12 protein-coding genes and 2 pseudogenes are annotated in these 11957 nt (G+C 36.1%); 4 read left to right on the top strand and 10 right to left on the bottom strand.

What is annotated here, in order from left to right; all coding sequences use genetic code 11:
• Window positions 1-63: 63 nt before the first annotated feature.
• The 5 genes from ACYUCW_RS08800 to ACYUCW_RS08820 all read right to left on the bottom strand — a co-directional run bounded on the left by ACYUCW_RS08800 (window position 64) and on the right by ACYUCW_RS08820 (window position 2659).
• On the bottom strand, window positions 64-312 hold the full coding sequence (locus ACYUCW_RS08800) for an IS3 family transposase (RefSeq protein ID WP_004247373.1): 249 nt from the start codon (window positions 310-312) through the stop codon (window positions 64-66).
• Between the two features lie 219 nt (window positions 313-531).
• Window positions 532-804: a transposase gene (locus ACYUCW_RS08805; protein ID WP_036905867.1), complete on the bottom strand. Its 273-nt coding sequence runs from the start codon at window positions 802-804 to the stop codon at window positions 532-534.
• A 226-nt stretch (window positions 805-1030) separates the two neighbouring features.
• Window positions 1031-1252 (bottom strand): hypothetical protein, encoded by a 222-nt coding sequence (locus tag ACYUCW_RS08810; protein WP_239668683.1) that lies wholly within the window; start codon window positions 1250-1252, stop codon window positions 1031-1033.
• A gap of 51 nt (window positions 1253-1303) precedes the next feature.
• Window positions 1304-1870: a hypothetical protein gene (locus tag ACYUCW_RS08815; protein WP_004247372.1), complete on the bottom strand. Its 567-nt coding sequence runs from the start codon at window positions 1868-1870 to the stop codon at window positions 1304-1306.
• Window positions 1871-1918: 48 nt separating this feature from the next.
• Window positions 1919-2659 (bottom strand): TIGR03747 family integrating conjugative element membrane protein, encoded by a 741-nt coding sequence (locus ACYUCW_RS08820; RefSeq protein WP_036972277.1) that lies wholly within the window; start codon window positions 2657-2659, stop codon window positions 1919-1921.
• A gap of 358 nt (window positions 2660-3017) precedes the next feature.
• On the opposite strand from ACYUCW_RS08820, the gene speFL reads away from it, so the two are divergent.
• From speFL to ACYUCW_RS08840, 4 genes and pseudogenes are all read left to right on the top strand, one after another.
• Window positions 3018-3125, top strand: a complete 108-nt coding sequence (gene speFL, locus ACYUCW_RS08825) for a leader peptide SpeFL (RefSeq protein WP_107034653.1) — start codon at window positions 3018-3020, stop codon at window positions 3123-3125.
• A 373-nt stretch (window positions 3126-3498) separates the two neighbouring features.
• Window positions 3499-5660, top strand: a pseudogene (gene speF, locus ACYUCW_RS08830) (ornithine decarboxylase SpeF).
• Window positions 5661-5723: 63 nt separating this feature from the next.
• Window positions 5724-7053: pseudogene (potE, locus tag ACYUCW_RS08835) on the top strand (putrescine-ornithine antiporter).
• Window positions 7054-7182: 129 nt separating this feature from the next.
• The gene (locus ACYUCW_RS08840) at window positions 7183-7860 is read left to right on the top strand and encodes a TetR/AcrR family transcriptional regulator (RefSeq protein ID WP_004247369.1); all 678 of its coding nucleotides are present in this window, start codon (window positions 7183-7185) and stop codon (window positions 7858-7860) included.
• A gap of 390 nt (window positions 7861-8250) precedes the next feature.
• Here the strand turns inward: ACYUCW_RS08840 and ACYUCW_RS08845 are convergent, their stop codons facing one another.
• The 5 genes from ACYUCW_RS08845 to ACYUCW_RS08865 all read right to left on the bottom strand — a co-directional run.
• Entirely contained in the window at window positions 8251-9171 is a 921-nt protein-coding gene (locus ACYUCW_RS08845) for an endonuclease/exonuclease/phosphatase family protein (protein ID WP_004244857.1), read from the bottom strand.
• A gap of 22 nt (window positions 9172-9193) precedes the next feature.
• The gene (locus ACYUCW_RS08850; protein ID WP_004247367.1) at window positions 9194-9889 is read right to left on the bottom strand and encodes a carbohydrate-binding family 9-like protein; all 696 of its coding nucleotides are present in this window, start codon (window positions 9887-9889) and stop codon (window positions 9194-9196) included.
• A gap of 56 nt (window positions 9890-9945) precedes the next feature.
• Entirely contained in the window at window positions 9946-10110 is a 165-nt protein-coding gene (locus tag ACYUCW_RS08855; protein WP_001967272.1) for a hypothetical protein, read from the bottom strand.
• 226 nt (window positions 10111-10336) lie between these two features.
• Window positions 10337-10891: a flavodoxin family protein gene (locus ACYUCW_RS08860; protein ID WP_460408402.1), complete on the bottom strand. Its 555-nt coding sequence runs from the start codon at window positions 10889-10891 to the stop codon at window positions 10337-10339.
• Window positions 10892-10962: 71 nt separating this feature from the next.
• Window positions 10963-11957: YadA C-terminal domain-containing protein (locus ACYUCW_RS08865; protein ID WP_460408404.1), on the bottom strand; the 995-nt coding region annotated here is incomplete at its 5' end.

Genomic DNA, 11957 nt, shown 5'->3' on the forward strand with positions numbered 1-11957 from the left:
TAATACTGGCATGCCCTAATTGTTCTGCACAACTAAATCTGCCGTCATTCGTTTATCGATGTGTCAACCCGCAATACGGCGTGAGTATAAGTCCATCACGATGACTAAATACACCCAGCCCTCCCCTGTTTTTAAATAGGTCACATCACCCGCCCGCACTTCGTTAGGTGCGTGAGGATTAACATTTTGATTTAACAAATTATCGACTACCGCATCACTGTGTTTGCGTTTTGTGGTGACTTTGTAAGCAACACGCTGAGTGACGACTAGGCCAAGCTGAGCCATTAGCTTTTGAACGCCATAAGCACTCACGCTAAAGCCCTCTTTGCATAACCGTTTATGTCACGTTATGTAACCTAAGCTATTTCGACTCTGTTCAAAGATAGCTTTGGTTCTGCGGTGATCAATTTTGCTGGGCGTTTAAGCCAAGCGTAGTAGGCAGAACGACTTATTTTCATTAACTTACAGAGCTTCTGCACGGGAAACTGAGAAGATAATTGCTTAATCGTTTTAAACGTTACTTGGTTTCCTTTAGCTGGAGGGCGCTGCTTTTTTTAGGATTTCTTTCTCCATCCTAAGTTCTTTATTTTCTTTTCGAAACCTTAATAGTTCAGCTCTCTCATCGGAATTCAAGCTACTACCGGATTGCTCAGCGTCGAATTTTGCTTTCCAGTTATAAAGTAATTTATCGGTGATCCCTAAAGAAGCTGCCGCTTTTGGGACGCTATAACCTTGTTTTGAGACTAATGCGACCGCTTCTTGCTTAAACTCAAGAGTATAAACTCGGTTTGTTCGTTTTTTCATTCAACACTTCAATAGTTAAATTATATTCCATTATTAAAGTGTCTTGTTTGATTAAAGCAGATCAATTAGGCAGTCGCTAATCCTTCAACACACATTGTTGCCGTAAGAAAATATCAAGAGCTTGAGTAATCAGAAATTAATTTTGTAATTAAAACCACTAGCTACACCATAGATATGCAAAAAGAGAGTCTAAACTCTCTTTTTTTGTATCCAATAACTATTTATTTTATGAATGATTTACTGATTTTATAGATTTCAATAAAGCATTAAAAACTTCATTCTGTGATGCTCTGATCCTTTTTCCTTTTGGAGTAACAAAGGTCACTTCTTTTCCACTACGACTACAAACAGTACTAACAGTACTTCCATCTTCTCTAGTCTGAATAATGTGTGGCGTTTGGAAAAACGAAGACTCAGGCGTAACAGATTTTCCTTTTCTGGTTACCATACCCAACTCCTTAGTTTGCCATGTTGATTGCATTATAGTATCGCTCATAAATCACTCACTATCAACTGAGCGGTTATTTTGCTCAAACCAATTTAATAAATCTTCTGCTGAGCGGTAAAGTATTTCTTTTGAACCATCACCAGTTAAATCCTGAAAACCATGTTTTTCAACATAGTATGTTGCAACACTTTCATTTATAGGAAACATGAGCCGTACACCCGTCCCTTGTGTCAGTAACAGAAAAAACACTATGGTATAAAGCATAAACTTAAGCGTATTTCCATCAAGAATAGATGGTTTAATTTGAAAGTTCTGAATCATTTCAATATTCAATACATTATCAGAGCAATATTCACAAATGCAGGCTCCAGCAGGCCTATTTTGCATATCTAAAAACTTAAAACAAAAGCTAAATCCATTATCATTTTGAAATGTTTGTCCTGCGTGATCCCAAGGAAGTTGCCTCTCTGGCGGAAAATTTCTAGTACTTGCAATACACCATGCTAAGTCTGATTCATTTAATAAATATGCCATAAAAGATTGCTCAGACTGTTGAAATAACTCATTAGTTAATCTAATTGCCTCCTCACCACACTCTCGTATTGTTAACTCAGGCATCAGCAACTCCATCGCATCTTAATCTTAATTAATAAAAAGGAATAATCCCTACAAATACTTTTTAAAACACCCTATTGTCACAGAAATAGCTATCCCTATCAAAAAGATAGAAGGCAACAACAAGAAATTCGGATAAACTGCAAATGGCAATGATAAATACAATACACAGAGGATATAAATTGCGGGCTTGATTATTCGCTTAGCATGATGATAAACAAAACTAGATTCATAAGCTGCACCATATCGACGTAAATCACGTCTGACCAAACCATCAACAACGGCGACTATTATCACCAAGATAAACAATGGAATTGATAGCACGAGAATAGTGACTCGCATTATCACTATTTGTAAAACAAAGAATGTTGCCAGTAAATATTGTTCTCCTATTTGGAACGCTTTTATTGCTCCTACATTAATCCCATCAGTAACACCATTACCCGTTTTTATAGCGAATAATGACATCTTCAGCAAATTATCCTGTATCCCTTGTGAAAAATCAGTGACCCAATAAATTGTTGTTATCACTGGTGAGAATACAAATATACTTTGTGTAAAACTCTCAGCAAAATAAGTTCGTTCAATCAGCATAATTTGGTAACTATGTTGCGCTCCCTCTTTCTCCCAAAAGAAGAAAATACCGATATATTCCAATACCAAACTAAACAAAAGTGAAGCCAATAAAATGCCAATAATCTGCCAAGGTATATCCCACAATAATATGGTAAAAAAGCCACGCTTTTTTAGTGATGCAGGCAATGGTGTTGATGATGTATTTAACTGTGACATATCATTTTTTAAATTCACTGATTAGCAAGAACGCTATCAGACCACCAATTATCACTAGTTTTATAATCAAAATAAAAAATATTTATTATATTTATACAAACAACCAACCCTATACATTCATAATGAAAATATTTTATATTTATTATATTGCTATTTATAATATAGACTTAGCGACTATATTAATTATAAGTTCTCTTATTAAAAACAAAACAACAAATAATTAACAAGCAACATATTAATTAAAGACAAAACTATTCTTAAAATGATATATTTTGATCTATATCACAGTATAATTCGGGTGTTTAATTATATTAATTTATAGTTGTTATATAGGTCTTAATAATTAACGGATGCGAAAATGGAAAATAATAATCGATTTTGGCCACATATAAGACGTATTACACATATAATGATGTTTTCACATCGTTCATGTTTTGATTTTAATCTTTTCAACGCTCAAAGATAATCTCTCTATTGGCATCCATCACGTGGTTTGCATATTACCAGCGTATGGATAGTCAACCTCTTTACCATTATAAATCACATTTTATGTGACTATAATGAATTCTTATTGATCATTCATATTCCTGGTTTTTATGCATAGTAATGTGCAGTTAATTAGTTCTTATTATTGGTAATTTTGCTAAAAACATATTACTAAAATTATAAAAACCATCATTCTATACATTATTTTTATACGTGATGACATAAATATAAACGTGATTTTTATAACTCGACACTCTATCGAGGGAAAAAACTCGCATTTATAAAAATAAAAACTGAAATATTTTTACTTAATATTTCAGCGGGAATTTTTTACCAAAAAAAAGGTATTAAAAATGAAAAGTTATAAAATAGCGGTCAGCTACGATATGTCTGACTATATTTCAACCCACCGTGAATGTGTCGATATTCTACATACTGATTTTTCTGATGTTGCCGTGATTATTATTTCACTTGATGACATTCAGAATGGAAAGCTTAATTTAATTGAAAAAAATAGCTTTGAACAGCCTATTTTTGCCGTTATTAATAAAGATGAAGTTATCCCTGCTAATATTATTAATCGATTAACTGGTGTAATTGATTTAAATAAAAAAATAGTGAGTTATATAATAAACAACTAGAAACTGCAGCGTTAAAATATGAAGAGAGTCTATTACCTCCTTTTTTCGGCAGCTTAAAAAAATACGTTGAACAAGGAAATTCAGCTTTTGATTGTCCTGGGCATCAAGGAGGTGAATTTTTCCGCCGTCATCCTCTAGGTAACCAATTTGTCGAGTATTTTGGTGAAAACTTATTCCGCTCTGATTTATGTAATGCCGATGTTTCTATGGGTGATCTGCTGATCCACGAAGGTGCCCCATGTGCCGCACAACAACATGCAGCAAAAGTCTTTAATGCCGATAAAACTTATTTCGTTCTTAATGGTACATCTTCCTCCAATAAAGTCGTTCTTAATGCCTTATTGGCACCAGATGACCTAGTATTATTTGATCGTAATAATCATAAATCAAACCATCACGGAGCATTAATTCAAGCAGGAGCAACGCCTGTTTATCTTGAAGCTGCACGTAACCCATTTGGGTTTATCGGTGGGATTGATGCTCACTGTTTTGAAGAAAAATATCTTCGTGAACTCATCAAAGAAGTCGCCCCTACACGTGCAAATGAAAAGCGCCCTTTCCGCCTAGCCGTTATCCAATTAGGTACCTATGACGGAACAATATATAACGCACGTCAGGTAGTCGATAAAATCGGACATTTATGTGACTACATTTTATTTGACTCCGCGTGGGTGGGCTATGAACAGTTTATTCCAATGATGAAAGATTGTTCTCCACTTCTACTTGAACTGAATGAAAACGATCCGGGGATCTTAGTTACACAATCTGTACATAAACAACAAGCGGGATTCTCTCAAACCTCACAGATCCACAAAAAAGATCGCCATATTAAAGGTCAAAAACGCTATGTAAATCATAAACGTCTCAATAACGCCTTTATGATGCATGCCTCAACTAGTCCATTCTACCCATTATTTGCAGCTTTGGATGTGAATGCCAAAATGCATGAAGGTGAGTCAGGTAAACGTTTATGGATGAATTGCGTAAAAACAGGGATTGAAACCCGTAAATTACTCCTGCAATCCTGTAAACATATTCGCCCGTTTATTCCAGAAACTATCGATGACCGTGCATGGGAAGATTTTGATACTGATGAAATTGCCAATGATCTCCGATTCTTTAATTTTGTTCCGGGAGAGCGCTGGCACTCATTTGAGGGATATGAAAAAAATCAATACTTTGTTGATCCATGTAAATTACTACTAACCACCCCAGGTATTAATGCCAAAACAGGAAAATATGAATCATTTGGTGTTCCTGCCACCATTTTGGCGAACTATCTACGTGAAAATAACATTATTCCTGAAAAATGCGATCTTAACTCCATATTATTCCTGCTAACACCTGCAGAAAGCATGGCGAAAATGCAGCATCTGGTCGCACAAATTGCTCGCTTTGAACAATTACTGGAACAAGATGCCCCACTGAAAGAGGTACTTCCATCAGTATATCATGCCAACCAAACACGTTATCAAGGATACACCATCCGTCAATTGTGCCAAGAAATGCATGATATGTATGTGAAATTTAATGTAAAACAACTGCAAAAAGAGATGTTCCGTAAATCACATTTCCCACAAGTCAGTATGTTACCTCAAGAAGCCAATATCGCTTTTGTGCGTGGCGAGGTGGAGTTAGTTGCCGTGGAAAAAATTGAAGGCCGTATCGCCGCCGAAGGTGCTCTACCTTATCCACCAGGAGTACTGTGTGTAGTACCAGGGGAAATTTGGGGTGGCTCTGTACAGCAATATTTTCTAGCGCTAGAAGAAGGAATTAATCTATTCCCGGGATTCTCACCGGAATTACAAGGTGTATATATCCGCAATGATGAGGACGGTCGTCTGCGGGCATATGGCTATGTAATTAAGCACTAAGTTAATTAATTTATGCGTGACGGAGTGTGAATAAGCATGCTCCGTCAGCCGGAGAGTAAAACGATGAGTACTTCAAAAAATAAAATGAGTGTATTGCAACTCACTATATTAACTGCGGTGAATATGATGGGTTCCGGTATTATTATGTTACCGACCAAGCTAGCCGAAGTAGGAACCATTTCTATTTTATCTTGGATTGTCACTGCAGTCGGCTCTATGGCTCTGGCCTATGCATTTGCTAAATGCGGTATGTTTAGCCGTCGTAGCGGAGGAATGGGAGGGTATGCCGAGTATGCCTTTGGCAAATCGGGGAATTTTATGGCCAATTATACCTATGGTATTTCCCTGTTAATTGCCAATGTCGCTATCGCAATTTCTGCTGTGGGTTATGGTGCCGAACTGATGGATGCGACAATGACTCCGTTAGGTATTTGTATTGCAACGATTGTTGTATTGTGGATCTGCACAATAGCAAATTTTGGTGGTGCGCGGATCACTGGACAAATAAGCAGCATCACTGTCTGGGGGGTGATCATCCCTGTTGTGGGTATTTCAATTATTGGCTGGTGGTGGTTCAATCCTGAACAATACATTAACTCTTGGAATCCACATAATTTTCCATTCTTTGAAGCCGTAGGCTCTTCTATTGCTATGACCTTATGGGCATTTTTAGGTATGGAATCAGCTTGTGCCAATAGTGAAGCGGTTGAAAATCCTGAAAAGAATGTTCCTATTGCTGTATTAGGTGGCACATTAGGTGCAGCCGTTATTTATATCGTATCAACAAATGTTATCGCAGGTATTGTGCCAAATATGGATCTGGCAAACTCTACCGCGCCATTTGGCTTAGCCTTCTCCCAAATGTTTACCCCAGGTGTTGGGAAAATCATTATGGCGCTAATGATTATGTCTTGTTGTGGATCTTTACTTGGCTGGCAGTTCACCATCGCACAAGTATTTAAGGCGTCATCGGATTCTGGTTATTTTCCAAAAATATTTTCTGCAGTTAGCAAAGCTGATGCCCCCGGTAAAAGGAATGTTAGTTATTGTTGTTATTCAATCTGCACTGTCACTGATGACCATCAGCCCATCACTAAATAAACAGTTTAATGTACTCGTCAATCTAGCAGTTGTGACTAATATTATTCCTTACATCCTTTCTATGGCGGCAATGATTATTTTACAAAAAGTCGCCAAAGTGGAACCTCATAAAGCGAGAACCAGTAATATCATCGCATTCATTGGGGCGATTTATAGTTTCTATGCTCTGTATTCATCTGGTGAAGACGCCGTAATGTGGGGGGCATTAGCCACATTCTTGGGATGGACACTATATGGTTTTGTCTCCCCACGATTTGAAATGAAACAAAACCAAGACCTAATGACAAAATAACACACGCTATTCGTTATATTCCTCCCGCATAAAATTTCAGCGGGAGGGACTTTTCTCACAACAAAATAATCAGCATTGACAGGTACTTAATAAGCTACCTGTATGCTCCCCTGTCGTGGAGATAGCAAAATGATGATATCAGAAATCACCAAACCGAAACGAGGACGTCCCCCCAAAAATCATAGTCCTAATACAGATGTAAAAAATATAGTTATTCAAAGTGGTATAGAAATGTTTGCTGAAAAAGGCTATATCAGTTCAGACATTTGTAAGATATTAGAAAAAGTTGGTATCCCGAAAGGATCATTTTATTATTACTTTGGTAGTAAAGAAAAATTTGGTTTAGTCGTCATCCAACATTATGACAACTTTATTTCTAAGCAACTAGATAACTATTTGTCTTATACTGCATTACCTTTCCCCAAAAGACTATTAGCATTTTGTCACATGATAAAATCAGAAATGGAAAAGTATCATTGGCAACGAGGATGCTTAGTAAGTAATCTCATACAAGAGATTGTTAATTTACCCATTAGCTATTATAAAATACTGAATAATGTGATTTCTGGATGGCAGAAAAAGGTAGAAAATTATCTTCTAGAAGCACAAAAATATAAGTTTATAGCTGAAAATATTGATTGTAGACAAATGGCTATTTTTTTCTGGATGGGTTGGCAAGGAGCAATAATGCAAGCAAAACTAACCCGCTCTAATCAGCCACTAGATATATTTATCTCTATTTTTATGGCGCAGATGTTTGATATTCCTCAACATGAACTAGAAATTACTAATAATAAAATAATTTAATATCTCTATACTTAATATATAGTTAAGGTACTTTATAAATATTCATATCAATACATCAGAAGATTTAATAATTCATTTAGTCATGAATTCTTAAATGCTTATTTATTTGAATCATTAAGCTAAATACTAGAAATGAGATAGTTTTGGCAACAAGTTTATAATTTACACTGACTCTATAAAATATAAATAGTCTATCGCCAAAAAACTATCGTAATAGTTATAAAATATCAATTTAGTGTATCTCAATTAAGAAAAAATGATATTTCTATATAAGTTATTTTTCCCTCAAATTACAAGAAAAAACATATTGAAGCACAGTTCATATTGAGCACAGATTTATGGCAGATCTTGCTAAAATGGGGAAAAAAATTATTCCCCATAATAATAGAACTACTTAAGGATTAGCGTGGCAACCAAAGGATAGTGATCCGAAAGCGTCGATTGAATAGCTTTCACATCAGATATTTCAATATTTTTTGAAACGATTATATTATCGATGCTGAGTACTTTCATCATCGGATCTTTATCATGAAAGGTCTCAATCCAGCCATATTCACCTCCATTAGCTAATCGATAATTAGCTCTGAATATATCCAATTCATGAGTATCTTGATCCGCATTGGTATCCGCCAACAAGATCTTATATTTTCCATTACAATTGTCCATATCCTCTAGGATCGTTTTAAATTGTTGCTGGCGCAATGCCATAGATTCAAAACTAGGATGCGCCACATAAACATCAATATTCATACCATTTTTATTCACTACTGCATGAATATAAGATTTAGGTGCAACCGCACCGTTGTGCATAGGACCATCTGGTTCATAAAGGCTATCGAATGCTCTCACACTCTCCGCATTATTAGGATCGTAGTTGGCAAAAATTTGGTTAACTTCATCCTTATAAACAGAGGTTTCGTCACTGACCAAGTGGATATTTTTTGTATTACTTATTTTATACCGAGAAAGTAGGGCTATTCCCCAGCCACCATGAGCAAAGATCGACATCTCACCAAAGAACTGATGCTTAAAATATTCTTTGTTAAAATATTCCAATGCGTCATAGCTTTTTAATTGTTTAAAACGACGATTGTGATGATTAACTTCTTGAAGTCCAACAAGATCAACATTCAGATTTTCTAGTAGGCGACTTTGCTCTGCAGCGCGACCATAAACTTTACCATCAATATTATAGGTTGCAACAACCAGAGTATTCTCCACTGGCTGACTTTGCACTGGAAGCACATAAAATACAACACTGAAAGTACTGAAGAGCAATGCGGTGGCACAAAATTTCTTTGTCTTTTTCATAACTGACTTCTCTAAAGATCGTCTATTTTACCAAAGAACAGGTACTAAAAGCGGAAGGTATATGAAAATCGGGCTTTACAGAATCTGGTTTAATCCAGCTTATCCACTCCCGTTTTTGTCCACCTTGTCCATCAGCACTAAATTCCCCACGCATAATTGCACACATCAAGGTTTTATGATCTTGATCCTGCCAGAGCTTAAGTACGTCCAACTCTTTAAGATCGAATTTTCCCACAACTCTATAACCATTAGGCGTTAAGCTAGATATGGTTTCCAATGACTGCCAGTTCCATGTCTGATCAACTTTGCGATAAAACTCAGCTTTCGCATCGAACACCCGACCTTGTGAGTCAATCTCTGCAGTATAATATGGTTGCAATGCCTGACCGGTGGAGAAGAAAAGCTCCACTCGATCGGAAGCCAGCACAGCCTCATCCTTATCTAACTGTTTACCCACTTGAATATCATGATCCTCAACGTCAAAACGAAACCAGATGGATGTAGGCGTCCAAAGAGCACGAAATTCAGTTTTTGGTGCTGGCATATCTATCCAAGGAAAGCTAAAATCCGTTAGCAAGCTGGCCTTAGTCCACACACTGTCCTGTACTGCATCCTGTAATGAATGAATATTGTCGGTATAGGCGATAACATAATTCTTAGCTTGGCAAACGCCAGCTACAAGTAGCAGTGTTACGCCAAGATACAATCTGCTCTTCATTTTTGACCTCATTTTTGTTGATGCCTGTCTACAGTGTTTACGATCGTTCTCATATCTCATGAGAGGATCAGGCTATTGATTTTAAAAAACAGAAGACCAAAAGCAATCATCTGTAAGATCTTTGGTGTTACCATGCCTAACTTTTCATGAGTTTCAGAGTAGCCGTAAATGATCAGATATTCTGCCAGTACGCTAAACCAACTTTTTTCATAACGAGTCAAGGCAATAATCTTAGCGCAGTAGTTAGCGTCTCTATCACCTCTTCACCGAAATAGACAGTAATACATCACTAGAATACGAATACTCAACTTGTACTAGTTGAGTATAATAATCATATAAATATAATCGGATAAATTAAATTATTATAAAAATAGAACTAAACTCTTTTTTAATAAAATAAAACCAATATTAATTAACAAAAAATTTCAATATGTTTATTTTATTAGTTTAACTAGATAACTTATCTGCAATATAAGCAATCCTTTTTCCATATTCTTCAGCTGTTATAATATCACCTTTAGGAATAAAATCAGTTCCTGCATCTGATAGGCATTGTGCAAACATACCAATAGAAGAACCTAGTGAATTAATATCTTCTCTTGTTGATTTTGTTGTATTTGACGGTGGCATTCCAAGGCTAACCCATATTCCTTGATGCTGAGATGCTAAAGTTTGTAAATAAATTAATGTAACTTGTTTATCTCCATTTAAACTTGCACTTATTGTAAATCCGCCAAATATTTTATCTTTCCATTTACCTTCAGCCCATTTTTTCGAGGAGTTATCTGCAAACTTTTTAAATTGCCATGAAATACCGCCCATATATGTTGGGGATCCTAAAATAATAGATTTAGCATTATCCAAGATATTCCATTCACTTTGAGAAATGTCACCATTTTCATTTATTCTGATTAAATACGCATCAGCACCTATTGCAATATGTTCAGCTATTTTTTGTGTATGACCATAACCTGAAAAATAAATAACCACATTCTTTTGCATATCAAACTCCTTTATTCAATATGTAGATATAAAATGTTACCTTCAAAAAATGTAAGAAAGTGATCTCTTAATTACCACCCCCCAGAGATACCAACACCTAATGCAGTATTACTTGATGAATCCCATGATATATTGACCCTAATATTCGAATTATAAATAGTTTTTAACTGAACTCCGGCAGCAATCGCATTACCATTTTGATAGTTACCTACTCCCATTCCATATGAAAAAGTATTTTCTGACACATATGGAATTGAAGAAATGGCAGTTACACCTGCAATACCTGCATTGAGTTTCTTTTCCGTTTGGTTAATTTTATTATCTAATTGACCGAATTTATCATCCGCATAGCTTATAGCCGAACTAAACCGACTATCCGTATAACTTTTTGAACTAGTTAGGACTCTTTTATCCCCTTCATCTCGAGAGATCTTTTCTAAATTTATTAGGTTATCAGTGCGATGATTAATTAAATTTTCTTGAAGAATATTACTCGATTTTATATCGTCTATAGCTTCCCTGTTACTATTAATTTCGGCTGTATTCTCTCTTACTAAATTGGTTGTTTCTATCAATTGTGCCTTATCAACCTTATTTTTATCTAACCAATCGATCGCCTGCGTATTGTTATCAATACTATTTTGATAAGTAGCAATATTATGGGTGTTTGCGTCTACCCGTTTATCCATTTCTGCTAGCTGTACTTTATCCGCTTTATCTTGATTTAACCCGTTGATCGCATCTCGGTTAGCCTCAATATGGGTTTGGTGCATGGCGAGATTATGGGCGTTTGCGTCTACCTGTTTATCTGTTTCTGCTAGCTGTGCTTTATCCGCTTTATCTTGATTTAACCCGTTTATCGCATCTCGGTTAGCCTCAATACGGGTTTGGTGCATAGCAAGATTATGAGCGTTTGCGTCTACCCGTTTATCTGTTTCTACTAGCTGTGCTTTATCCGCTTTATCTTGATTTAATCCGTTGATCGCATCTCGGTTAGCCTCAATCCGGGTTTGGTGCATAGCAAGATTATGGGCGTTTGCGTCTACCCGTTTATCCGTTTCCGCTA

This window comes from Proteus sp. MB838, assembly GCF_054767435.1.

Coding starts and splice junctions, on each gene's coding strand:
- ACYUCW_RS08805 (WP_036905867.1), bottom strand. CDS start 804: ATGAAAAAACGAACAAACCGAGTTTATACTCTTGAGTTTAAGCAAGAA.
- ACYUCW_RS08810 (WP_239668683.1), bottom strand. CDS start 1,252: ATGGTAACCAGAAAAGGAAAATCTGTTACGCCTGAGTCTTCGTTTTTC.
- ACYUCW_RS08815 (WP_004247372.1), bottom strand. CDS start 1,870: ATGCCTGAGTTAACAATACGAGAGTGTGGTGAGGAGGCAATTAGATTA.
- ACYUCW_RS08820 (WP_036972277.1), bottom strand. CDS start 2,659: ATGTCACAGTTAAATACATCATCAACACCATTGCCTGCATCACTAAAA.
- speFL (WP_107034653.1), top strand. CDS start 3,018: ATGGAAAATAATAATCGATTTTGGCCACATATAAGACGTATTACACAT.
- ACYUCW_RS08840 (WP_004247369.1), top strand. CDS start 7,183: ATGATGATATCAGAAATCACCAAACCGAAACGAGGACGTCCCCCCAAA.
- ACYUCW_RS08845 (WP_004244857.1), bottom strand. CDS start 9,171: ATGAAAAAGACAAAGAAATTTTGTGCCACCGCATTGCTCTTCAGTACT.
- ACYUCW_RS08850 (WP_004247367.1), bottom strand. CDS start 9,889: ATGAAGAGCAGATTGTATCTTGGCGTAACACTGCTACTTGTAGCTGGC.
- ACYUCW_RS08860 (WP_460408402.1), bottom strand. CDS start 10,891: ATGCAAAAGAATGTGGTTATTTATTTTTCAGGTTATGGTCATACACAA.